Annotated in this window: 19 protein-coding genes; 8 read left to right on the plus strand and 11 right to left on the minus strand. The window is 70.8% G+C overall.

Annotated elements, in window-relative coordinates:
- Window positions 1-23 precede the first annotated feature (23 nt).
- From ASG52_RS00910 to ASG52_RS00920, 3 genes are all read right to left on the minus strand, one after another.
- Complete coding sequence (locus tag ASG52_RS00910; RefSeq protein ID WP_056237735.1) at window positions 24-347, minus strand: CCDC90 family protein; 324 nt, start codon at window positions 345-347, stop codon at window positions 24-26.
- Window positions 348-356: 9 nt separating this feature from the next.
- On the minus strand, window positions 357-1,826 hold the full coding sequence (gene sufB, locus ASG52_RS00915) for a Fe-S cluster assembly protein SufB (protein ID WP_056237737.1): 1,470 nt from the start codon (window positions 1,824-1,826) through the stop codon (window positions 357-359).
- 84 nt (window positions 1,827-1,910) lie between these two features.
- A complete protein-coding gene (locus tag ASG52_RS00920) occupies window positions 1,911-3,083 on the minus strand; it encodes a cysteine desulfurase family protein (protein WP_056237740.1) in 1,173 nt (390 codons plus the stop codon).
- Between the two features lie 262 nt (window positions 3,084-3,345).
- On the opposite strand from ASG52_RS00920, the gene ASG52_RS00925 reads away from it, so the two are divergent.
- Complete coding sequence (locus tag ASG52_RS00925; protein WP_056237741.1) at window positions 3,346-4,002, plus strand: alpha/beta hydrolase; 657 nt, start codon at window positions 3,346-3,348, stop codon at window positions 4,000-4,002.
- A 21-nt stretch (window positions 4,003-4,023) separates the two neighbouring features.
- Here ASG52_RS00925 and ASG52_RS00930 read toward each other — a convergent pair whose 3' ends face one another.
- The 6 genes from ASG52_RS00930 to ASG52_RS00955 form a co-directional block, all read right to left on the minus strand.
- Window positions 4,024-4,302, minus strand: a complete 279-nt coding sequence (locus tag ASG52_RS00930; RefSeq protein ID WP_056237745.1) for a virulence factor — start codon at window positions 4,300-4,302, stop codon at window positions 4,024-4,026.
- The gene (locus ASG52_RS00935) at window positions 4,302-4,514 is read right to left on the minus strand and encodes a DUF5397 family protein (protein WP_056237746.1); all 213 of its coding nucleotides are present in this window, start codon (window positions 4,512-4,514) and stop codon (window positions 4,302-4,304) included. Before ASG52_RS00935 ends, ASG52_RS00930 begins: the two co-directional genes overlap by 1 nt.
- Window positions 4,515-4,579: 65 nt before the next feature.
- Window positions 4,580-4,867 (minus strand): XRE family transcriptional regulator, encoded by a 288-nt coding sequence (locus ASG52_RS00940; RefSeq protein ID WP_056237749.1) that lies wholly within the window; start codon window positions 4,865-4,867, stop codon window positions 4,580-4,582.
- Entirely contained in the window at window positions 4,864-5,211 is a 348-nt protein-coding gene (locus ASG52_RS00945) for a type II toxin-antitoxin system RelE/ParE family toxin (protein ID WP_056237750.1), read from the minus strand. The genes ASG52_RS00940 and ASG52_RS00945 overlap by 4 nt, the downstream gene beginning before the upstream one ends.
- Window positions 5,212-5,248: 37 nt before the next feature.
- Entirely contained in the window at window positions 5,249-9,328 is a 4,080-nt protein-coding gene (locus ASG52_RS00950) for a Pls/PosA family non-ribosomal peptide synthetase (RefSeq protein ID WP_056237754.1), read from the minus strand.
- Between the two features lie 364 nt (window positions 9,329-9,692).
- Entirely contained in the window at window positions 9,693-10,289 is a 597-nt protein-coding gene (locus ASG52_RS00955; protein WP_056237755.1) for a histidine phosphatase family protein, read from the minus strand.
- A 113-nt stretch (window positions 10,290-10,402) separates the two neighbouring features.
- Here ASG52_RS00955 and ASG52_RS00960 point away from each other — a divergent pair, with 113 nt between their 5' ends.
- The 3 genes from ASG52_RS00960 (at window position 10,403) to ASG52_RS00970 (ending at window position 14,913) form a co-directional block, all read left to right on the plus strand.
- Window positions 10,403-11,443: a polyphosphate kinase 2 family protein gene (locus ASG52_RS00960; RefSeq protein ID WP_082552283.1), complete on the plus strand. Its 1,041-nt coding sequence runs from the start codon at window positions 10,403-10,405 to the stop codon at window positions 11,441-11,443.
- 52 nt (window positions 11,444-11,495) lie between these two features.
- Entirely contained in the window at window positions 11,496-12,782 is a 1,287-nt protein-coding gene (gene coaBC, locus ASG52_RS00965; protein ID WP_056237758.1) for a bifunctional phosphopantothenoylcysteine decarboxylase/phosphopantothenate--cysteine ligase CoaBC, read from the plus strand.
- Window positions 12,783-12,942: 160 nt separating this feature from the next.
- Entirely contained in the window at window positions 12,943-14,913 is a 1,971-nt protein-coding gene (locus ASG52_RS00970) for a putative bifunctional diguanylate cyclase/phosphodiesterase (RefSeq protein WP_056237761.1), read from the plus strand.
- A gap of 45 nt (window positions 14,914-14,958) precedes the next feature.
- On the opposite strand, the gene ASG52_RS00975 is transcribed toward ASG52_RS00970, so the two are convergent.
- Entirely contained in the window at window positions 14,959-16,431 is a 1,473-nt protein-coding gene (locus ASG52_RS00975; RefSeq protein ID WP_056237762.1) for a TIGR04222 domain-containing membrane protein, read from the minus strand.
- 111 nt (window positions 16,432-16,542) lie between these two features.
- Between ASG52_RS00975 and speB the strand changes: the two genes are divergently transcribed.
- Window positions 16,543-17,544 (plus strand): agmatinase, encoded by a 1,002-nt coding sequence (gene speB, locus ASG52_RS00980; protein WP_056237764.1) that lies wholly within the window; start codon window positions 16,543-16,545, stop codon window positions 17,542-17,544.
- A gap of 49 nt (window positions 17,545-17,593) precedes the next feature.
- Here the strand turns inward: speB and ASG52_RS00985 are convergent, their stop codons facing one another.
- On the minus strand, window positions 17,594-18,532 hold the full coding sequence (locus tag ASG52_RS00985; RefSeq protein WP_353612440.1) for a hypothetical protein: 939 nt from the start codon (window positions 18,530-18,532) through the stop codon (window positions 17,594-17,596).
- 656 nt (window positions 18,533-19,188) lie between these two features.
- Here ASG52_RS00985 and ASG52_RS00995 point away from each other — a divergent pair.
- The 3 genes from ASG52_RS00995 to ASG52_RS01005 are packed head-to-tail and all read left to right on the plus strand — an operon-like array spanning window position 19,189 to window position 22,044.
- Entirely contained in the window at window positions 19,189-20,643 is a 1,455-nt protein-coding gene (locus tag ASG52_RS00995) for an ATP-binding protein (protein WP_056238350.1), read from the plus strand.
- A gap of 10 nt (window positions 20,644-20,653) precedes the next feature.
- The gene (locus ASG52_RS01000) at window positions 20,654-21,382 is read left to right on the plus strand and encodes a response regulator transcription factor (protein WP_286158902.1); all 729 of its coding nucleotides are present in this window, start codon (window positions 20,654-20,656) and stop codon (window positions 21,380-21,382) included.
- Complete coding sequence (locus ASG52_RS01005; protein ID WP_056237772.1) at window positions 21,379-22,044, plus strand: TenA family protein; 666 nt, start codon at window positions 21,379-21,381, stop codon at window positions 22,042-22,044. Before ASG52_RS01000 ends, ASG52_RS01005 begins: the two co-directional genes overlap by 4 nt.
- Window positions 22,045-22,280 lie beyond the last annotated feature (236 nt).

The following is a 22,280-nucleotide window of genomic DNA, read 5'->3' on the forward strand; positions in this document are numbered from 1 at the left end:
GACGGCTGCTCGGCGCTGCGCCGTCAAAGGAATTTCTGAAGCGCGGCGACCGCAGCGGCGGCCGCCGCGATGATCGCCCCGAGCTTCACTGTCATCCGGAGTTCGAGTTCGCGCAGCGAGCCTTCGAACTCCTTCTTCATAGTGCCGATCTCGCTTCGCACTCCGGCGATCTCGGTCCTGATCTCGGTTTTGAGGGCCGCCTCTAGGGCGACCAGATCGGCCTTGGTCGCCACGTCGGCCAGGATCATGTCCCGGGCGAGTTCGGCGTGGGCCTCGGCCTGTTCGCGTCCGACGCCGACCTGTTCAAGCCGCTGCGTGAACTTGAGGGTGTCGAACGCGTAGGTCATGGCCGGCTGTTAGCCCACCGAGCCTTCGAGGCTGATCGAGATCAGCTTCTGGGCCTCCACGGCGAACTCCATCGGCAGCTGCTGCAGCACGTCGCGGACGAAGCCGTTGACGATCAGCGCGGTCGCCTCCTCCTCGGAAAGGCCGCGCTGGAGGCAGTAGAACTTCTGGTCCTCGGAGATCTTCGAGGTGGTGGCCTCGTGCTCGAACACCGCGGACGCGTTCTTCGACTCGATGTAGGGCACGGTGTGCGCCCCGCACTGGTCGCCGATCAGCAGGCTGTCGCAGTTGGTGAAGTTGCGCGCCCCCTTGGCCTTCCGGTGGGCCGAGACGAGGCCGCGGTAGGTGTTCTGCGAACGGCCTGCGGAGATGCCCTTCGAGATGATCCGGCTGGTGGTGTTCTTGCCGAGATGGATCATCTTGGTGCCGGAATCGACCTGCTGCATGCCGTTCGACACCGCGATCGAGTAGAACTCGCCGCGGGAATCGTCGCCGCGCAGGATGCAGGACGGGTATTTCCACGTGATCGCCGAGCCGGTCTCGACCTGCGTCCACGAGATCTTCGAGCGGGCGCCGCGGCAATCGCCGCGCTTCGTCACGAAGTTGTAGATGCCGCCCTTGCCCTCGTTGTCGCCGGGGTACCAGTTCTGGACGGTCGAGTACTTGATCTCGGCATCGTCCAGCGCCACCAGCTCGACCACCGCGGCGTGGAGTTGGTTGTCGTCGCGCTTCGGGGCGGTGCAGCCCTCCAAGTACGAGACGTACGAGCCCTTGTCGGCGATGATCAGCGTGCGCTCGAACTGGCCGGTGTCGCGCTCGTTGATGCGGAAATAGGTCGACAGCTCCATCGGGCAGCGCACGCCCGGCGGGATGTAGACGAACGACCCGTCGGAGAAGACAGCCGAGTTGAGGGTCGCGAAGAAGTTGTCGGTCACGGGCACGACCGAGCCGAGATACTTCTTCACGAGGTCCGGGTACTCGCGGATGGCCTCGGAGATCGGCATGAAGATCACGCCGGCCTTCTCCAGCTCCTTGCGGAACGTGGTCGCGACCGAGACCGAGTCGAACACCGCGTCCACCGCGACGCGGCGCTCGGGGGCGATGCCTTCCAGCATCTCGACTTCGCGCAGTGGGATGCCGAGCTTCTCGTAGGTCTTGAGGATCTCGGGATCGATCTCGTCGAGCGATTCCGGGCCCTTCCGCTTCGGCGCGGCGTAGTAGTAGATGTCGTTGTAATCGACCTTATCGTACTCCACGCGGGCCCACTCCGGCTCCTTCATGGTGAGCCAGCGCTTGTAGGCGTCGAGGCGCCATTCGAGCATCCACTCGGGCTCGTTCTTCTTGGCCGAGATGAAGCGCACCACGTCCTCGGAGATGCCCTTCTCGGACTTCTCCATCTCGATGACGGTCTCGAACCCGTACTTGTACTGGTCGATGTCGATCGAACGGACCCGATCGATGGTCTCCTGCACAGCAGGCATTCAGCCTCTCCTAACCGACGCCGGTTTCAAGGACCGGGGGTTTCAACCAAAAAGATGGCTTGGGCGGGCGGCGCTGAGCTTTGCTCAGGCGGCCTGCCCTCGCCGTTGATATAGGGACGACACGACCCGTTCGAACCCCTCGAGGAAGCGTCGCAGGTCGGCGTCGCCCGAATTCCAGCCCAAACTCACGCGCAGCGCCCCTGCTGCGAGCGCAGGGCTCACGCCCATCGCGGCGAGCACCGGCGAGCGGGCGACCTTGCCCGAGGCGCAGGCCGAGCCCGAGGAGACGGCCACGCCGGCGAGATCGAGGGCGATCAGCGCGGTCGCGGCCTCCAGGCCCGGCACGGCGAAGCTGAGCGTATTGGGCAGCCGCGCGGCGCCCGCCCCGAACACCACCGCGTCGGGCGCGAGCGCGCGAACCCGCGCCTCCAGCGCATCGCGAAGGCCCGCGAGGCGCACGGCCTCGGCGTTGAGGGCGGTGCAGGCGATCTCCGCCGCCTCGCCCATGCCGACGATCCCCGAAAGGTTCTCGGTGCCGCAGCGCAGCCGCGCCTCCTGGCCGCCGCCGCGCAGGAAGGCGGTTTCCAGCGTGACGCCCTCGGCCAGCACCAGGGCGCCGACGCCCTTGGGCGCGGCGAACTTGTGGCCCGACAGGGTCAGGGCATCGAGCCCGAGGGCGTCGAGGCTCAGAGGAATCTTTCCGACCGCCTGCACCGCATCGCTGTGGACCAGCGCCCGGCCGTGGGCGCGGGCGAGTCGCACGATCTCGGCGAGCGGCTGCACCACCCCGGTCTCGTTGTTGGCCGCATGCACCGAGATCAGCACGGCCTCGCCGCGGCAGGCATCGAGCCGCGCGGCGAGCGCATCGAGGCGCAGCGTCCCGCCCGCGTCCACCGGCAGAACCTCGACCGCGGCCTCCGGAAACCGGTGGCCTGCGGCGACGCAAGCGTGCTCGGTCGCCGAGATCATCAGCCGGGTCGGCGCGGGGCAACCCTGGCGGCGCAAGGCCCCCGACAGCACGGCGTTGGCGGCCTCGGTGCCGCCGCTGGTGAAGACCACCCGCTCCGGCGCGGCGCCGACGAGGACGGCGAGCCGGGCGCGGGCTTCCTGAAGGGCGTGGCGGGCGGCGCGGCCCTCCGCATGGATCGAGGACGGGTTGCCCGGCAGGCTCAAGGCGCGCGCGACCGCCGCCGCCACCTCCGGCCGTACCGGGGAGGTCGCGTTATGGTCGAGATAGCTGCGCGCTGCCGTGTCCATCCGTCCTTGAACTGTCCTTGTCGCCCCAGAGCCCGTGATTTCCTTGATTTGTCCCCCCTTCCCCATGCTAAGGCGCCCGCAACGGCGCCCTCCTGACAGGGTCGAGGTTTCGAAATCCTCTTCTTTAGAACGGTTCTAATCACCTAGAATCATTCTAAGACCGCTTTTAAGAGGCGTGCCGAGCGAGTCAAGGCAGGGCCGGTGATACCGGCTCTCGAACCCGTGCTCATCTCGGTGGGCTCGGGAGTCACCTGAGGACATCATGCCCGAAGTCATCTTTTCCGGCCCCGCCGGCCGCCTCGAGGGCCGCTATCAGGCGCCCAAGAAGAAGGGCGCGCCGATCGCGATCGTGCTGCACCCGCACCCCCAGTTCGGGGGTACGATGAACAATCAAATTGTGTACAATCTTTTCTACACCTTCGCCAATCGCGGATTCGCAGCCCTGCGCTTCAATTTCCGCGGGGTCGGGCGCAGCCAGGGCGCCTTCGATCACGGCTCGGGCGAGCTGTCGGATGCCGCCGCGGCGCTCGACTGGGTGCAGTCGGTCAACCCGGAGGCGAAGTCCTGCTGGATCGCGGGCGTGTCGTTCGGCTCGTGGATCGGCATGCAGTTGCTGATGCGCCGCCCGGAGATCGAGGGCTTCATCTCGATCGCCGCCATGGCCAACCGCTACGACTTCACCTTCCTGGCGCCCTGCCCGTCCTCGGGCCTGTTCGTCCACGGCTCGGAGGATCGCGTGGCCCCGGCCCGCGAGGTGATCCCGGTGATCGAGAAGGTGAAGACCCAGAAGGGCGTCATCATCGAGCACCAGATGGTCGAGGGCGCCAACCACTTCTTCGACGGCAAGGTCGACGAGCTGACCCAGACGGTGGATACGTATCTGGACAAGCGGCTTGGCGGGAAGACCGAGGCGGCGTGAGGCGGGGCGTTGCGGCGGCCGTCAGGCTTTGACGGTCGCCGTGAAATCCGACCACTGCTCGACACGGAAAGCGCGGAGATCACGCACCGAGGCGGGGAACCAGGGAAGCGCCTTGAGCGCCATGATGGCCGCGAACAGCTGGGCGAGGTCCTCGGTCCGGCTGACGTAGAGGCTGCCCTGAATCCAGTCGAAGCCGTGACTCGCGAGCGTCGTGCGGATGTCGCTGTAGGCTTGCGAGAGCCCTTTCGGGTGATGAGCCTGTGTTTCCGCCACAACGAAATCGAAGGCGATCGCGAACATCAACGCTCCTTCGGATCGTCGAGGATGTCCGCGAGCGGATAATCGATCTCCTCGCCCGTCTCCACGACCCGCACCCGCATCAGGGGCCCTCCCCGCGGCAGCGGCTCACGGGTGCCGATGATCTCATAGACCGGACCGACCGGACCGAAGCGCCGCCACGTGCCGATCAAGCTGCGTGGCTCGGGCAAGGCGGACGGGTTCGCATCGAGCATGGATGGCCTCCGGGACCCACGTAAGTTCGCACGAAACTCGACATTCCTGCGAGCATCATAAGGCCTCAGACGAGTTCGACCCGCAACTCCCGCCCGACCGCCCGCGCCGCGCGGACCAGGGTCTCCAGCGTCGCGCCCCCGCTCGACGGGTCGAGCAGGCGATCGACCTGGGCCCGGCTCGTCCGCATGCGTTCGGCCATCTGGACCTTGCTGATCTTCTGCCGCTTCATCTCTGCGGCGATCTGCTCGGCGATGACGCTCTTGGCCGCCGCCGCGGTGACCTCCTCGGTGAGGCCCTCTTCGTCCAGCCAGCTTTCGAAGCTCGACCCGATATGGGGGTTGTCCGCGTTCATCCGATGATGTCCTTCAGGCGCCGCCGTGCCAGATCAAGGTCCGCCGCCGGCGTCCGCTGAGCCTTCTTGATGAAGGCGTGCAGGGCGATCAGTCGCCCTTCGTGGAAGCCGAACAGCAGGCGTGCTTCGCGCCGGCTCGGAAGCGTGGACCGCACCTCGAACAATCCGCCCGACATCGGACGACAGACCGGCAGACCGATCGGCCAGCCGAGTTGGACGCGGCGGACATCGAAGCCGACGACCCGCTTGTCCTCCGGCGTCAACCCCCTCAGCCACTCGCGGACCGGCTCATGCCCTGCCGCGCTTCGATAGAACGCGATTGGGATGGCCGGCACGGAAGGCATGAATCGATAGTACCAAAATTGGTACTATCGACAAGGCTCACACCGCTTTCGCCGGCTCCGCCCCCTGCACCACCGGCACGGCCGGCGCCCCCTCCCACTGCGAATGGGCGGGGATCGACTCGCCCTTCATCACGATGGTGAGCGGGCGCAGGCGGGCAAAGTCGCCGACATGGCTGTCGTAGAGCACCGTCGAGAAGGCGCCGACCGAAACGCCGTCGCCGATGACGACGCGACCGACCTTCATGATGCGGTCCTCGTAGAGGTGGGTCTGGAGCGCCGCCGAGCGGTTGATGGCCGCGTAATCGCCGATCGCGACGCAGTCGAACTCGGTGATGTCGGTCATGAGCAGGCAGGCGCCCTTGCCGACCTTCACGCCGAACAGGCGCAGCACCCAGGGCAGGAACGGCGTGCCCATCAGGTGCTCCAGCAGAACCTTGCCGGCCAAGCCCCAATAGGCGACCGCGATGGCCTCGGTGCGCATCGCCCACCACGACCACATCGGCCGCATGCCGGGCCCGTAGCGCCCCATCAGCAGCCATTTGAGGGCGATGACGGTGGAGGTCTGGATCAGCGCGATGACGACGCTCGCCACCACGAACGAGACCGCCAGCCCGAGCCAGTCGCCCTCCAGGATCGCGGGGTAGAACACCCAGTCGATCGCGCAGATGGCGAGCGAGAGGTAGAGCATCGGCGAGAACGAGGTGGCGAAGGCCTCGAACAGGCCGCGCCGCAGCTTGGCCCCCACGCTCGGCTGGAAGGTCTGCGCGGCGGAGCCGAGATCGACCTTCTGGCGCACCGGCAGGCGGATCGGCGGCGAGCCGAACCACGTCTCGCCCGGATGCATCATGTCGTTCTTCGGCGGCTTCGACTTGATGCCGATCAGCACGTCGTCGGGAATCTTTGCGCCCGGGGGAAGGACCCCGTCGTTGCCGACGAAGACGCGGGCGCCGGTTTCGACGGTGTGGAGATGCATCCAGCCGCGGCGGATTTCCTCTTCCCCCACCACCACCTCGTCGGCGACGAAGTTGTTGGCACCGACCGAGACGAGGTCGTGGCGCGAGCCGAGATTGGTCGAGATCTCGGCTCCTTTGCCCATGCGGGCGCCCATCAGCCGGTACCACGCCCGCATGTAGACCGTGGCGAACAGCGAGGAGAGCGTCTCCAAAGTCACTTCCGCGGCGAGCGCGACCAGCCACTTTCGGAGATAGAAGCCCGACCAGATCGAGTAGGTGCCGGTGGTCGCCCGCGGCAGCACCGCCCAGCGGATGCCGGAGATCAGCAGCACCGTGCCCGCCGTCATCAGCATGGCGGTGGGCCAGGTCAGGAGCGGCAGGTAGGCGTGGTAATCCACGTCGGTGATCTCGGAGAGCCGGTCCGAGATGCTGTCGAAGACGAAGAAGGCCGGGAAGATCGGCAGCAGTCCGACCGCGGGCACCGCCGCGAGCAGGAAGGCGTAGACCGCCCCGAACGCCGCGCGGCGCGCGGGCGAGGCGGTGGCGGGTTCGGGTAGCTCGGCGAAGTCGACGGTGCCGACGCGCCGGCCCGGCGAGCCGTCCCAGGATTCGGCGGTGCCGACGACCGTGCCCGCCGGCACGGTCGTGAGGTCGGCGATCTCGGCGTGGTCCTCGATCACGGTGTTGTGGCCGATGACGCAGGAGGTGCCGATGGCCACGTCGTCGCCGATGGTCACGGGGCCGATGACGAGTTCGTTGCCCACCACCTCGGCGTTGGCGATGACGAGCCGGCCGCCGAGCGAGGCCCCGCGGCCGATGGTGAGGAGGTCGGGCGCGCCGACATCGAGGTCGGAGATCAGCACGTCGTCGCCGATCTTGGCGCCCAAGAGCCGCAGATAGGTGGCGATGACGGGCGAGCCCTGGAGCCACTTGATGTGCACCAGCGGTGCGAGGCGCTGCGCCAGCCACCAGCGGTAATAGTAGACGCCCCAGAGCGGGTAGCGGCCGGGCCGGGTCCGCCCGAGGATCAGCCATTTCGCCACGATCGCGACCGTCGCGGTGACCGCGTTGATGCCGATATAGACGAGCAGCAGGACGGCGAGTTCGCCCCAGAAGCCGAGCCCGCCGCCGGTCAGCAGCAGGTAGGTGACGAAGATGCCGAGCCACTGCGACGTGGCGAGCGCGATCACGAAGGGCAGCGCCGCGGCCTGCGCCAGCCCGCAGAGCGCCCGGCGCAGCAGCGGGGGCGGCTCGAAGCTCAGGTCCCGCACGGCCGTCTCGGCCCCGGCGCCGCCGGTGCGCTCGATCAGGCTCGACGCCATCACCCGCAGGGTGCGCCCGGCATAGACGTCCTGCAGGGTGATGCCGGCAAGCGCGGGCGTCTCGCGCACCGCGCCGACGAAGCGGGCGGCGAGCAGCGAGTGGCCGCCGAGTTCGGAGAAGAAGTCGGCGTTGAGCCCGATCGGCTGCTCGCCGAACACCTTCTTGGCGGCGGCCAGCAGGGCGGCCTCGGTCTCGTTGTCGGGCGCCTCCTGCTCGCCGGTGCTGGGCACGACGGTCAACGGCGCGATCTTGAGGGCCTTGCGATCGACCTTGCCGGAGGTGAGCCGCGGCAGGGTCTCGACCGTCTCGAAATGGCCCGGCACCATGTAGGGCGGCATCTGCGCCGCCAGATCCTTTCGGAGTCTCGACCGGTCGATCTCGACGCTGCGCTCCGGCACGAGGAAGGCGACGAGGCGGTCCACCTCGTCGTCGCGGCGCAGCACCACCGCCGCTTGGTTGACGCCCTCCTCGGCCCGGATGCGGGCCTCGATCTCGCCGAGTTCGACCCGGAAGCCGCGGATCTTGACCTGATCGTCGATGCGGCCGTGGAAGAGAATGTCGCCGTCCGCCGTCATCGAGACGGCGTCGCCCGAGCGGTAGAGCACCGGATCGGTGCCGTCGGAGGCGTAGGGGTTGGCGACGAACTTTTCCGCCGTCAGCTCCGGGCGCTTGAGATAGCCCTTCGCCACGCCGGGGCCGCCGATCAGCAACTCGCCGGGTTCGCCGGGTCTCAGGAGGTTCAAGGCCTCGTCGGCGACATACACGGAGTAATTCGGGATCGGGCCGCCGATGGTGACGGGCACGCCCGGGCGCATCTCGGCGGCAGTGGCGACCACCGTCGCCTCGGTCGGGCCGTAGGTATTGAACAGGCGGCGCTGAGGTGTCGCCCAGCGCGCCACCAGCGGCTCGGGCAGGGCCTCGCCGCCGAGCAGCACGAGGCGGACGGTGGGCAGATCGCCGGGGATCATGGCGAGGAGTGTGGGCACCGTGTCGAGCACGGTGACGCCGGCCCGCTCGATCAGGCCGGGCAAAGCCTCGACATCGCCCATCATGGCCGGGCTCGCGACGAAGAGGCAGGCGCCGACGAGGTACGGCACCCAGATCTCCTCCATCGAGAGATCGAAGGCGACGGAGGCTCCCTGGAACACCACGTCCTCAGGCGCCATGCCGTAGACGGCGTTGCCCGAGCGCAGGAAGTGGCAGATGTTGGCGTGGCTGATGACGATGCCCTTCGGCACGCCGGTCGAGCCCGAGGTGTAGATCAGGTAGGCCGGGTGCTCCGGGGTGAGTCCGGCGAGGTCGGGGGCGGGGGCGCCGTCGGGGACTTCGCTCGACAATTCGGAGGTGGTGACGGGGGCCACGCCGTCGGGCGCCTGCGGGCGCAGGGCGTCCGAGACGAACAGGGCTTTGGCGGCAGCGTCCGAGAGGCAGACCGCGACCCGGTCGGCGGGGGCCTCGGCGTCGAACGGGAGCCACGCGGCCCCCGACTTGACGATGGCGATCTGGGCGATCAGCAATTGCGTGCCGCGGGCCATCCACAGGCCGACCACGTCCCCCGGCCCGATCCCGCGGGCGGAAAGCGCGGCGGCGAGCCGGTCGGAGCGGGCATCGACCTCGGCATAGGTCAGGACCGGGGAGCGCCCGTCGGGGCCGCTCGCGGCAGCGTCGATCAGGCAGGGCGCGTCGGGACGCGCCCGCGCCGAATCGCGAAAGATCGAGGCCAGGGTCTCTCGGCGGATCAGATCGGGCCGCGCCTCACCGCGCAGGACCGCCCGGCCCGTCGGCGGGGTGCCCCCCTCGCCGTCCTGCCGGGTCGGGCTCATCTCGGCGAGACCGTCCATCCGCTGCTCCGTGCCGGCCTCGTGGCCGATCGATTGTCCGTCCGCCCCCTCGGCGTCGGCGCCTGACTAGCGCGGCGCGCGGGGCGCTTTTGCGACGGGATCGCGCCCGCTTGGCGGCCCGGTCCCGTTCCAGAACCTCGTGCCGGATATCGCATCCGGCACGAGGTTCTTATCTGCAGTGCCGCATCGGCATAGTCCGAAAGCCGGTGACCACCTTTCGGGCCGATGCTCCGGGGGCGTCCCATACACCCGCTGAACGGCGATGGAACCTGGGGCGCGCGCTCGCGGGCACCGGCGGACCAGATGGGGGCGCGCCCGAGAAGAACGGCCGACGCATGGGCGCCCTGCCGCCGCAGCAGACGGGTCAGGCCCAGCGCCAGCCCTTGGCGTCGAGGACCAGCACGCTGCCCTGGCGGATGCCCATGCGGACCGCGGCGTGGATGTCGAGATGGCCGAGGATGACGAGGAGCGCGCGGGCGACGCCGCCGTGGGAGACCATCACGGTCGGGCGGCGCAGTTCGCTCACCACCTCCTCGACGCGGGTCTCGACCATGGCGTAGCTCTCGCCGTTGTCGCCGCGCGGGCGGTAGCCCCAGCGGTCCCGGTCCCGGTCGCGGGCCCCCGTGGGGTCGCGCCGCCGAATCTCGGCCCAGGTGTGGCCCTCCCAATGGCCGAAGCCGATCTCGCGCAGGCGCGGGTCGGCGCGGTAGCCCGTCGGCGGCAGGCCGATGCGGGCCCGCACCGTCTCCATGGTCCGGCGGGTGCGCAGGAGCGGGCTCGTGACATAGTCGGCGGTGGGCAGGTCCGCCCCGGCGACGCGGCGCAGCCGATCGGCCGCCTCCCCGGCCTGGGCGAGGCCATGGGCGTTGAGATCGATGTCGCGATGGCCCTGGAGCCGCCCTTGCGCGTTCCAGTCGGTCTGGCCGTGGCGCAGGAACCAGATCGTCGGCGCATCGCTCACGCTCGTCCGCTCCGGTGGGAACGGCGGGGGCGGCGCATCTGTTTGGGGCTCAACGCTTCCCCTCCCCGCGGGCCTTGAGCCCGCGATCGGCTCACGAGCGGGTGATCTTCGGTATGAGCAAGACGAACGGCAAGGACGCGGTCGGCCCGGAAACGGGGAAAAACCGGGAAACAGCGTCGCAGGGTGACGTGGAGCACAAGGGCAAGGACAAGAAGGCGAAGAAGGACGCTCGGAAGAAGCGGGCCGACGACCACCCGCCCTCCTCCGCCGCCTGGGCGCGGGCGGTCGATGCCGGGATGGGCACCGCGCCGAGCCTGTCGCCGCACCGCTATCCTTCTGTACCGCGGGCCGCGTCCGGCATCGTCACGGTGGAGCCCGGCACGCGCTTCAGCCTCGCTTCGGTCGATCCCGATGCGACGGGAGGCCTCGAGAAAGCCGAGGCCAAGGCGGCGCTGGCCGACGCGCACGAGCGGATCAAGGCGTTGCAGGAAAAACTCTACGCCGAGCACCGCCGCTCGCTCCTCGTGGTGTTCCAGGCGATCGACACCGGCGGCAAGGACGGCACCATCCGCTCGGTGCTGGAGGGCGTGAACCCGCAGGGCTGCCGGGTGTGGTCGTTCAAGGTGCCGAGCGCGGAAGAACTCGATCAGGACTTCCTGTGGCGCTACCACGCCCGCGCGCCGGGCCGCGGCCTGATCGGCGTGTTCAACCGCAGCCATTACGAGGACGTGCTGGTGGTGCGGGTGAAGGGGCTCGTGCCGGAGGAGACGTGGCGCGAGCGCTACGGCCTCATCAACGATTTCGAGCGGCTGCTGACGCTGTCGGGCACCACGATCCTGAAGTTCTTCCTCCACATCTCCAAGGACGAGCAGAAGGAGCGCCTGGAGGCGCGCCTCGAAGACCCGGAAAAGCACTGGAAGTTCGACCCGGCCGACCTCACCGAGCGGAAAAGCTGGGACGCCTACCGCACCGCCTTCGACGACGCGCTGTCGCGCTGCTCGACCCCCTACGCCCCCTGGCACGTAGTGCCGGCCAACCGCAAATGGGCCCGCAACCTGATGGTGGCCCGCACCATCGCCGACACGCTGGAGGCGATGGACCCGCGCTTTCCGCCGCCGCGGGAGGGGCTCGCGGGGTTGACGGTGCCGGATTGAGGCGGGGTCGCTCCCCTTGACGCGCGGCCCGAAAGAATTTCGTGCTGCGGCCATGTCCCGTGCCCCATCCGCCTCCGGCCCGCTGGCCGGCCGCCGCGTCCTCCTGATCGTCGGCGGCGGCATTGCCGCCTACAAGGCGCTCGACCTGATCCGGCGCCTGCGCGACCGGGGGGCGGCGGTGCGCCCGCTGCTGACCGAGTCGGCGCAGGAATTCATCACGCCGCTCGCCGCCGCCGCTCTGGCGGGCGAGCGGACCCATACCGACCTGTTCGACCGGGAGAGCGAGGCCGAGATCGGCCATATCCGGCTCGCCCGCGACGCCGACGCCGTCGTGGTGGCGCCGGCCACCGCCAACATGATGGCCCGGATGGCGACCGGCCACGCGCCGGATCTGGCCGCGACGGTGCTGCTCGCCACCACCCTGCCGATCCTGATCGCCCCGGCCATGAACGTGCGGATGTGGCTGCACCCGGCGACCCGGCGCAACCTCGCGACCCTCAAGGCCGACGGCGTCGCGGTGGTGGGGCCCAACGAGGGGGCGATGGCCGAGGCCGAGTTCGGCCCCGGACGCCTCGCCGAGCCGCACGAGATCGCCGACGCGCTGGAGGCGATGCTGGCGGCGCGCTCGGAAGGTAGCGGCTTCGGCTTCCTGGCCGGCCGTGAAGTCCCGAAAAAACCCTTGGCCGGGCGGCACGTGCTGGTCACCTCGGGGCCGACCCACGAGGCGATCGATCCGGTGCGCTACCTCGCCAACCGCTCGTCGGGCCGCCAGGGCCACGCGGTCGCCGCCGCCGCCGCGGAAGCCGGCGCCCGCGTCACCCTGGTCTCGGGGCCGGTGGCGATCCCCGATCCGGCGGGCGTCACGGTGGTGCGGGTCGAGAGCGCCCGCGCGATGCTGGCCGCGGTCGAAGCCGCACTTCCGGCCGACCTCGCGATCTTCGCCGCCGCGGTCGGCGACTGGCGCCCGGCGGAGGCCCGCAGCGCCAAGATCAAGAAGGACGGCAGCACGCCTGCCCCGCTGACGCTGGTCGAGAACCCCGATATCCTCGCCACGATCTCCGCCCGCACGGAAGGGCGCCCGCCGCTCGTCGTCGGCTTTGCCGCCGAGACCGACCAAGTCCTCGACAACGCGCGGAAGAAGATCGCGCGGAAGGGCTGCGACCTGATCGTGGCCAACGACGTCTCGGCGGAGGGCGGCGTGATGGGCGGGCTCGACAACACCGTCCACTTGGTCGCCCGCGACGGCGGCGTCGAGACTTGGCCGAAGCTCGGCAAGGACGAGGTCGGGCGCCGGCTGGTGGCGCGGTTTTCCGAGTTGCTGGCGACCCGGTCCGTTTGAGTTCACCGAGCGGGTCCGGCGAGGACAAGACAATCGTCCGCGAACGCGATCTTTCCGAAATCCGCCGCCGTCCGGTGGGCGGTGCACCGGGCATTGCTCACGTCATCGATTCTTAAGGCGATCCGCTCACATCTGAGCGATCGATCGAGAGCGCGGAAGCATGTCGTCCTTCGAACGGGTTCGCACGCTCCTGAGCGAGGAGTTGTTCACACGCACCGCCGGCCGCATCGCCGTGCGGCAGCTGGTCGAGCTGCGAAGTCAGATCGTCTCGCTCTACGCCCTGCTCTCGGTCAACGCCTGCGCCCTGGCCTTCACCCATCTCGGCCTCGCGCCGGCCTGGCTCACCCTCGGCTGTCCGGCGGTGTTCGTGGCGGTGTGCGCGGTCCGCACCCTGCACTGGTGGCGGATGCGGCCCGAGGCCATGTCCGAGGCGCAGGCCGAGCGCCACCTGCGCCGGACGACGATCCTGTCCGCCGTGCTGTCGGTCGGCTTCGTCGGCTGGGCGATGGCGCTCTCTGCCCATGGCGGCCCCTACGAGCAGGGGCACGTGGCGATCTTCATCGCCATCACGGTGATCGGCTGCATCTTCTGCCTGACCCACCTGCCGCTCGCCGCCTTCGGCGTGACGCTGATCGTGACGGTGGCGTTCCTGATCCATTGCCTGACCAGCGGCAACGGCGTGTTCATCGCCATCGCCCTCAACACGACCTTCGTGACGGTCGTGATGGTGCGCATCCTGGCCAACAACTTCCGGACCTTCATCACCCTCACGCGCTCGCAGTTCGAGGCGCAGCGCCTCGCCGAGGAGAATGCGCGGCTGGCGCTCAGCGACAGCCTGACCGGGCTGCCCAACCGCCGCGCCTTCTTCAACGAACTCGAAGCGATGACCGACGCCTCGGCCGAAGCCGAGGCCCCGTTCGCGCTGGCGATCTTCGACCTCGACCGCTTCAAGCCGATCAACGACACCTACGGCCACAAGGCCGGCGACCGGGTGCTGCAGGAGACCGGGCGGCGGCTCGCCCGCTTCACGGACGCCGGGGTGAGCGTGGCGCGGCTCGGCGGCGACGAGTTCGGCGCGCTCATCCGCCTCCCGGCGGACGGCGCCGACGTCACGGCGATCTGCGACCGGATCTGCGAGGCGCTGCGGGCGCCGATCCGGCTCGGGGAGACGCTGGTGACGGCGGGCTGCTCCGCCGGGCTCGCCGTCTACCCCGAGGCCGGCCGCGGGGCCGCCGAGCTGTTCGACCGGGCCGACTACGCCCTCTACCATTCCAAGCTCAACCAGCGCGGCCACACCACGGCGTTCTCGCAGGAGCACGAGAACGCGATCCGCACCGAGCGCGCCATCGAGGCGGCGCTGCACAGCCCCGACCTCGCCCGCGAGATCGAGGTGCAGGTCCAGCCGATCCTCGATCTGCGGACCAACCGCGTCGTCATGGTCGAGGGGCTGGCCCGCTGGACCCATCCGACGCTCGGCCGGATCGCACCCGACCGCTTCATCGCGGCGGCCGAGCGCTGCGGCGCGATCCACCGGCTGACGACGACGCTGCTGCGCCGGGCGCTCAGCGACGCCACCCGCCTGCCGCCGGGGATCGGCCTGTCGTTCAACCTCTCCTCGCACGACCTCGCCTCCGCCGAGACGGTCATCGCCATCATGGAGATCGTGCGCGAGAGCGGGTTCGATCCGCGCCGCCTCACCCTGGAGCTGACCGAGACGGCGCTGATGCGCGACTTCGAGCGCGCCTGCGACGCCATCACCCTGTTGCGGGCGCTCGGCATCCAGATCGCGCTCGACGATTTCGGGACGGGCTATTCGAGCCTCAGCTACGTCCACCGCCTGCCGCTGGACAAGGTGAAGATCGACCGCAGCTTCATGGCCGACCTGCACGCGCCCCGCGGCGAGCGCATCGTCGCCACCATCCTGGACTTCTGCCGCAACCTCGACCTGCCCTGCATCGTCGAGGGCGTCGAGACCGAGGGCCAGCTCCGCATCCTGCGCCGCCTCGGCTGCCGCTCGGTCCAGGGCTACCTGATCGGCCGGCCCGTGCGGATGACCACCCTGCTGGAGCGCCTCGACGAGATCGAGGCCGGCGCGGTGGAGGAGCGGCCCGCCCCGCGGCTCATCGCCTGAGAGCCCCTTTCGGCGATCCGACGCCGGCTCGGATAAGAGCGGCGCTCAATCGCCCCCGCCGCCTCCACAGCCGCCGCACCCTCCCCCGCCGCAGCCGCTGCCGCCATGGCCTCCGCTGCCGCCGCCGCCGTCCCCGCCGCCACTGTCGCCGCCCCCGCCGCCATCGGGGCGCAGCAACCGGCCGTAGGCGTCGAGATGGGTGCCGATCAGCGCCGCCGCGCCGCCGAGGGCGAAGGCGAACAGCACCTCCTCGGTGCGCGGCGCCTCGGCGGCCCGCCGGAAGCGGGCGCGGCAGCGGGCGAGCGCCGCGTCGCCCCGCGCGGTCCGGTCCGGCAGCCGCGCGATCACGAGGCCGCCGAGCACGACCGTAGCGAGGATCATGAGGACGAGGAAGCCGACCGGCCGGTCGCGGGCGGCCCCCACCAGCGCCTTGGCGATCCCGAACAGCACCACCGGCCCCAGCACGAGGGGCACGGTGCGCAGCATCCGGGCTCGGCGCGCGGAATCCGGCACCAGCCCACGGCGCTCCAGCCCGGCCCGCAGCGGCGCCAGGTGCCCCCGCACCGCCCGGTGCAGGGCGCCGTGCGGGAGGCTGCCCTGGACGAGGCCGCGGAACGGGGCGAGGAAGCCCGGCAGCGGGCCGTGGCCCGCCTCGACGGTGATCCGCGAACCGGAGGAGAAGAGCCCGCGCGGGGCGAGGCGGGCTTCGCCGGCCTCGATCAGCCCGGCCACCACGGCGGCGGCGGCCCGTCCCTCCCCGCCCGCGAGCCACGCGGCCTCCAGCAGGTCGAGGTCGTCGGCGGCCTCCCCGCCGGCCCCATCGCGCAGGCGGTCGCACAGGACGACGGCGAGCCCGAGCCCGCCGAGGGCGAGGCCGAGATAGAGCGTCAGGAATTCCGGCCCCGGCCAGTCGAGCGGATCGACGGGCAGCGCGCGGGCCGGCGCCGCGAAGAGAGCGAGGCCCGGCAGCAGCGCGAGGATCACCCCCACCCGGAACCCGTCGCGGAGGAAGGGGGGCCGCGGCAGCACGAACACCCGGTCGGCATCGACCGTGCGGTAGCGCGGCCGATCGCGAAAACGCCCCTGGAAACCCGGCCAGAACACGGGATCCGGCGGGCCGAACACGGCCTCGTAGCGGGCGAGCGTGTCGGCGTAGTGCGCCCGGTAGCGCGCCGCCTCGGCGGGGCCGCCCGCGGTCGGATCGTGGTGGAGCGGCATCCGCAGCACCGTCCCGCACCAGACCTCCCAATAGTCGCGGGAATAGGTGAGGTGCTGGTGCCAGACCGCGTCGACCTCCTCGCTCGGGGTCGTCGGCGTGTCGGCGGTCGCGGCGAGGAAGCAGAAGCGGCGGTATTCCTCGACCGCGCGGCGGGCGAAGGCCGGGTCCCAGCCGCGGTCGCGGGCGAGCCGGGCAGTGAAGTCGAGGGCGTGGTCGCCCCGCTCGAACGGATGGGCCGCGATCCGGGCCCACAGGGCCCGCTGCTCCGGGGTGAGGGTCGCGCGCTCGATCTCCCGCATCGGTGCCTCCCGGGGGATTGCCGATTCTTCTCCCATTCTACCACAGGCGGCGGCAGCGCTTGCGGGTCGGCGCCCGAGACGGCTTGATGGGCCGCACGAAGGAGGCGCGGCATGGCGGCGAAGGCGGACGACACGCGGGCGGAGCGACTGGCCCGGTTCCGGCCGGCCTCCGGCATGGACACGCCGCGCTTCTCAGGGCTCTCGAGCTTCATGCGGCTGCCGGTGCTGGCGCCCGAGGACGCGCCGGGTCTCGTCGAGATCGGGCTGATCGGCATCCCGTTCGACGGCACCACCACCAACCGGCCGGGCGCCCGGCTCGGGCCCCGGGCGGTGCGCGAGGCCTCGACCGGCACGCGGGCGCTCAACCACGCCACCGGGATCGCACCCTACGCGCTCGCTCCTTGCGCCGATCTCGGCGACGTGCCGGTCAACCCCGTGGATGTCGCCGAGACCGACCGGCGCATCGAGGCGTTCTACCGGCCCCTCGCCGAGGCCGGCCTCGTGCCGCTCTCGGTCGGCGGCGACCATTTCGTCAGCTTTCCCATCCTGCGGGCGCTGGGGGCGGCGCGCCCGCTCGGGCTGATCCATATCGACGCCCACAGCGACACCGACGACAGCCAGTACGGCGGCTCGCGGCTGACCCACGGCACGCCGTTCCGCCGCGCCGTCGAGGCGGGCGTGCTCGATCCGAGACGCTGCGTGCAGATCGGCATCCGCGGCAGCATGGATGCGGCGGACGAGCGCGACTGGGCGAAGGATCAGGGTATCCGCATCGTCGAGATGGAGGAGGTCTGCGCCCGCGGCCTGCCGGAGGTGGCGGCCGAGGCCCGCGCCGTGGTCGGCGAGGCGCCGGCCTATCTCAGCTTCGACATCGACGCCCTCGATCCCGCCTTCGCCCCCAGCACCGGCACGCCGGAGATCGGCGGCTTCACCACGCGGGAGGCCCTGCACCTGCTGCGGGCCTTGCGCGGTCTCGACCTCGTCGGCGCCGATTTGGTCGAGGTGGCACCCCCGCTCGATGCCGGCGGGATCACGGCGCTGGCCGGCGCCGGCATCCTGTTCGAGATTCTTTGCTTGTTGGCCGAGCGGGTCGCGGCGCGGGCGGCGACATAGTCGATGTCGTATCGGCTTCGATGCCGTACGCTGCGACCGAACTCGCGTCCTACTCGCCGTCCTTCTTGCCCATCAGCCCGCCGACGGTGGCGTTCCAGCCGTCGCGGAGTTGGCGGCCGCCGGGGATCTTCATGCCGAGCAGTTCCGGCTCGTCGTCCGTTACGGCGGCGGCGGGCGCGGAGGCCGGCGCGGCGGGCGTGGCCTCGGCCGTCGCCACGCGGGGGCGGGCGACCTGTTTGCGCGCGGCTTCCGCCTTCTCGGCCTTGTCGGAGCGCGGCGTCGCCTTCGCCTCGGCCTTGGGCGCTTCAGGCTTGCGAGCCTCGGGCTTGGGCGTCTCCGGCTTGGCCGGCAGGGAGACGAAGCGGGCGGGCTGCTCGGCCTTGGCCCGCACCGTCTCGGTGCGGGCGGGCGCCAGCGGAGCGGCGACCTTCGCCGGGACGACGGGGGCCGCGGTGCGAGCCGGCGCCAGCGTCGAGGCCGGCTCGATCGGCAGGTTCGGGCGCCCGGAGGCCGCAGCGCGGACGGGCTCGGCCCTCGGTTCCGGGGTCTCGATCTTGGCGACCGCGGGTTTCACGATCTCGGCGCGCGCCGGCTCGGCCTTCACGGGCACGGCCTTGGCGGCCTGGATCGGAGCGACGGGCATTTCCGTCCGCTGCGTCGGCGGCTCGGCGGGGGGAAGCGACAATCGCGTCGGCGCGGCGGCGGGGCCTTCGGCGAGTGCCGGCACCCCGTCCTTCAGGTCGGGCCATTGCGAGGCCACGGGCGCGACCGCGACCGGCCGCACCCGCGGGTCGGCGAGGCTGGAGAAGAACGAGAACGCCCCCACGGTGAAGCCCGCGAGCGCGGTGCCGCCGAGCACGATCCCGGCGGCTAGGCGCAGGCGCGGGCGCGCCCGGCCGGCGCGCGGCGGCGCTTGGTTCGGGCGAGTCTCGGACGGGTGGATCGCCACCGACATGCGGCCGGCCTCTTGCACGTTGTACCCCTGCAACAACTCCGCCTCGACAATGCGGCGGCAAGATGTCCTGACAGTCCGATCCAGTGTTCGAAGGGCCGCCATCCGCACGAAAGCGTCCGCGAATCTGACGACGACCCTCGGCCGGCACCGACTTTTGGAGTCTTGCCGGCTCACGCGAGCCTAACCCGAGAACTCACGACTCTTAACAGCGGCAGGTTTAACGGAGGGTGCACGGCCCCCGCCGCCCCGGTGGCGCGCGGCGGGACGAGGGGGCGGCGTGCCCGGCCCTGACGGCGAGGAGCCTCTTCCTCGCCGTTGGCTCCCGCGACGGCGGGGCGGCGGGTGTCCGCCGAGGGCCCGCCCCCGACGGCGAGGACTTCTCCTCGTCGTTGGCCCCCGCGACGGCGGGGCGGCGGGCGTCCGCCGGGCGCGCCGCGTTCGACCATCGGTCGGACGCGGCGCAACTGAGATAAGAGAAACATCAGTGCCCCGCCCCTGGCCGCGGCGCCCGGCGGCATGGACTTTCACCCCCCGATCGGCCACGGTGCCGGTGTCGAAACCGCAGGAATTCGAGACCTTTAACCGATGCGGACTTGCCGAATGATCCCGAGCGCACCGCGCCGGGCGCCGGCCTGACCGATCGCGAGAGCCCCGTGCCGAACCCCGCCGCTCCCCCCGCCCCTGCCGACATGCCCCCGATTCAGGCGCCCGCCCCCGCGGTGACGACGAAAAACCCGGCCGCGCCGTTCTGGGCCGGCTGGTCGACGCGCACGCGGCTGATCCTGACCGTGCTGGCGATCGACGCGCTGGTCGCGCTGTTCTCCTGCGGCCTCATCGTCCTCAACGCCCGCCACGCCGTGAAGGTGGAGATGGACGCGAGCCTCGCCACGGTGGAGCCGCTCGTCGCCGAGACGATCCAGTCCCTGCGCAGCCCCAGCCCCGACAGCGTGCTCCACGCCCTCGACCTGCGCTTCCGGACCCTGCGCCACGTCCGCGTCGCGATCCTCGACGCCGCGGGCGAGCGGATCGGGGCGAACCCGGCCCGGCAGCGGCGCGAGGCGCACGAGGCGCCCGCGTGGTTCGTCGGGCTGATCGCCCCGGCCCCGCGCCAGCACGATCTGCCGATCGAGATCGGGAAGGAGCGCATCGGCACCGTGGCGATCACCACCGAGCCGCTCGACGAGATCGAGGAGGTGTGGGGCTATGCCCGCTCGCTGGCGCTGGCGAGCCTCGTCCTCAACCTCTCGGTGCTGGCCGCCCTGATCGTCGCGCTCGGCCGCATCCTGCGGCCCCTCGACCAGCTCGCGGCCGGCCTGACCCGGCTGGAGCGGCACGATTACACCGCCTCCATCGACCCGCCGGCCTCGCGCGAACTCGCCGTCATCGCCGGCCGCTTCAACCGCGTCGCCGGGGCGCTCGCCGAGGCGCGGGCCGCCAACGGGCGCCTCAACCGCCAACTCCTCACCGCCCAGGACGACGAGCGCCGCCGCACCGCGCTCGAACTCCACGACGAGTTCGGCCCCTGCCTGTTCGCGCTCGAGGCCAACGCGGCCTCCGTCGCCCGCCTCGCCGCGGGCGAGAAGGAGATCGACCGGTCTCGGCTGAGCCAGCGCGCCGCCGACATCGGCAGCATCGTCGGGCAGGTGCAGGCGCTGAACCGCGACCTGTTGAACCGCCTGCGCCCGCACGCGCTCGGCGAGGTGCCGCTGGCCGATTGCCTCAACCTGCTCCTGCGCGATTTTTCGCGCCGTCATCCGGGTACGGCCTTCGAGGGCCGGTTCGAGGGGCTGGCGCGGGGCTACGGCGACATCGTCGATCTCACCGTCTTTCGCTGCATCCAGGAAAGCACGACCAACGCCGTGCGCCATGGCGCCGCCGCCCAGGTCTGGGCCGAGGCGGACGAGGTTGCGGAAGGCGACGGGCGGGCCTTGCGGATCGACGTGCGCGACGACGGACGCGGCGTCGCCCCCGGCCACCGCGTCGGCCTCGGCCTGTCGGGGATGCGCGAGCGGGTGGAGGCGCTGAGCGGGCGCTTCACCCTTGACAACGGCGCGCCGGGCACGGTTGTCCGGATCGTCATCCCGATCGACCCCGAGCACGAGGGCGAGGATTCGTCCGCCTCGCCCGTGCCCCAGGAAAAGTGATGCGCCGGCCATGAACGCGCAGACGATGTCCGCGACCTCGCCCAAGGGCGAGGCCCCGAGGGGACTGCCCGGCCGCGGGCCGGTGGGCAAGGGCGAGGCGCGCGTCTCGCCGGTCCTCGTCATCGACGACCACCCGATCGTGCTCCAGGGCTGCCGCCGGGTGCTGGAGGATGCCGGGATCGAGACCGTGGTGGAGGCGACCGGCGTGGTCGCGGGCTACCGCGCCTTCCACCGCCTGCGCCCGCAGGTCGTGATCTGCGACCTGACCTTCCAGGGCTCGGGACTCGCCGGCCTCGCCCTGATCCGCCGCATGCGCGCCATCGAGCCCGAGACCCGCGTGCTGGTGTTCTCGATGCACAACGATCCGGTCATCGTCTCCCGCGCGCTGGAGGCCGGGGCCCTCGGCTACGTGCTGAAGGACCACGCCTCGAACGAGCTGTTCCAGGCCTTCGAGCGGGTGCGCGTCGGCGAAGTCTTCTTGGACCGGCGGCTCGCCACCGAGGTCGCGATGCTGCGCGCCGACCCGCGCCGCACGCCCGAAACGCAGCTCACCCCGCGCGAGCAGCAGATCCTGGCCCGCCTCGCTCAGGGTAAATCGTATGGGGCCATCGCGGCCGACCTCTCGGTCTCCTACAAGACCGTCACCAACGCCTGCTCGCAGATGCGTCAGAAGCTGCGGGTGCGGACCTTGGCCGAGCTGATCCACGTGGCGGTGACGCAGGCGCAGCGCCAGGGATGACGCGGTTCTCCGAAGGCGCCTGGGCGCGGAACCTCGCCGCCTACGAGGCGATCCGCACCATGCCGTTCAACGCCGAACTCGCGGCGGGCACGCTGGGTGCGGAGAAATTCCGCCGCTACATCGTGCAGGACGCGCATTACCTGATCGGCTTCGGCCGCGCGCTGGCGCTGGCCGCCGCCAAGGCGCCCGATCCCGACCGGATCGTCCAGTTCGCCCGCGGCGCCGAGACCGCCATCGTGGTCGAGCGGGCGCTGCATGGCGGTTTTTTCGAAACCTACGGCATCGACGCGGCGACCTTTGCCGCCACGCCGCTCTCGCCGGCTTGCGACCATTACGTCTCGTGGCTGATGGCCAGCGCTTACGCCGAGCCCTACGAAGTGGTGCTCGGCGCCCTGCTCCCGTGCTTCTGGATCTACGCCGAAGTCGGCCGCGACATCTTTGCGAAGGCCTCTGCCGACAACCCGTACCGGGCCTGGATCGACACCTATGCCGGTGAGGAGTTCGCACAGGCCGTCGCCGCGATGATTGCCGCGACCGACGAGGCGGCCGAGGGCGCCTCACCGGCGCTGCGCGAGCGGATGCATCGCGCCTATGCCCGCGCGACCCAGCTCGAATACCTGTTTTGGGACGGGGCTTTTCGCGATGTCGCCTGGCCCGTTTGAGAGCCCATTGTGACTGGCTCCTCCCGCCAACCCCCCTCATCCTGAGCCGCGAAGCGGCCTCGAAGGAGGGTTCCAGCGGATCACGCGACTTTTGGAGCCCTCCTTCGAGGCTTCGCCTTCGGCTACGCACCTCAGGATGAGGTTGAGGGGGGGATATGCCGGGATGGAACGGGTGGGACCTCCGACGAGGGTTAGGTCCAACAGCCTCTGACGACGCGGCTCGCCGCGACCGCCGT

Origin of the sequence: Methylobacterium sp. Leaf456 (genome assembly GCF_001425465.1) — a bacterium.
In the GTDB taxonomy this organism is placed as follows: Bacteria; Pseudomonadota; Alphaproteobacteria; order Rhizobiales; family Beijerinckiaceae; genus Methylobacterium.

What these genes read in the sequence shown, in the direction of transcription:
- ASG52_RS00910 (WP_056237735.1), bottom strand. Translation starts at nt 347, where the DNA reads ATGACCTACGCGTTCGACACCCTCAAGTTCACGCAGCGGCTTGAACAG.
- sufB (WP_056237737.1), bottom strand. Translation starts at nt 1,826, where the DNA reads ATGCCTGCTGTGCAGGAGACCATCGATCGGGTCCGTTCGATCGACATC.
- ASG52_RS00920 (WP_056237740.1), bottom strand. Translation starts at nt 3,083, where the DNA reads ATGGACACGGCAGCGCGCAGCTATCTCGACCATAACGCGACCTCCCCG.
- ASG52_RS00925 (WP_056237741.1), top strand. Translation starts at nt 3,346, where the DNA reads ATGCCCGAAGTCATCTTTTCCGGCCCCGCCGGCCGCCTCGAGGGCCGC.
- ASG52_RS00930 (WP_056237745.1), bottom strand. Translation starts at nt 4,302, where the DNA reads ATGTTCGCGATCGCCTTCGATTTCGTTGTGGCGGAAACACAGGCTCAT.
- ASG52_RS00935 (WP_056237746.1), bottom strand. Translation starts at nt 4,514, where the DNA reads ATGCTCGATGCGAACCCGTCCGCCTTGCCCGAGCCACGCAGCTTGATC.
- ASG52_RS00940 (WP_056237749.1), bottom strand. Translation starts at nt 4,867, where the DNA reads ATGAACGCGGACAACCCCCATATCGGGTCGAGCTTCGAAAGCTGGCTG.
- ASG52_RS00945 (WP_056237750.1), bottom strand. Translation starts at nt 5,211, where the DNA reads ATGCCTTCCGTGCCGGCCATCCCAATCGCGTTCTATCGAAGCGCGGCA.
- ASG52_RS00950 (WP_056237754.1), bottom strand. Translation starts at nt 9,328, where the DNA reads ATGGACGGTCTCGCCGAGATGAGCCCGACCCGGCAGGACGGCGAGGGG.
- ASG52_RS00960 (WP_082552283.1), top strand. Translation starts at nt 10,403, where the DNA reads ATGAGCAAGACGAACGGCAAGGACGCGGTCGGCCCGGAAACGGGGAAA.
- coaBC (WP_056237758.1), top strand. Translation starts at nt 11,496, where the DNA reads ATGTCCCGTGCCCCATCCGCCTCCGGCCCGCTGGCCGGCCGCCGCGTC.
- ASG52_RS00970 (WP_056237761.1), top strand. Translation starts at nt 12,943, where the DNA reads ATGTCGTCCTTCGAACGGGTTCGCACGCTCCTGAGCGAGGAGTTGTTC.
- ASG52_RS00975 (WP_056237762.1), bottom strand. Translation starts at nt 16,431, where the DNA reads ATGCGGGAGATCGAGCGCGCGACCCTCACCCCGGAGCAGCGGGCCCTG.
- speB (WP_056237764.1), top strand. Translation starts at nt 16,543, where the DNA reads ATGGCGGCGAAGGCGGACGACACGCGGGCGGAGCGACTGGCCCGGTTC.
- ASG52_RS00995 (WP_056238350.1), top strand. Translation starts at nt 19,189, where the DNA reads ATGCCCCCGATTCAGGCGCCCGCCCCCGCGGTGACGACGAAAAACCCG.
- ASG52_RS01000 (WP_286158902.1), top strand. Translation starts at nt 20,654, where the DNA reads ATGAACGCGCAGACGATGTCCGCGACCTCGCCCAAGGGCGAGGCCCCG.
- ASG52_RS01005 (WP_056237772.1), top strand. Translation starts at nt 21,379, where the DNA reads ATGACGCGGTTCTCCGAAGGCGCCTGGGCGCGGAACCTCGCCGCCTAC.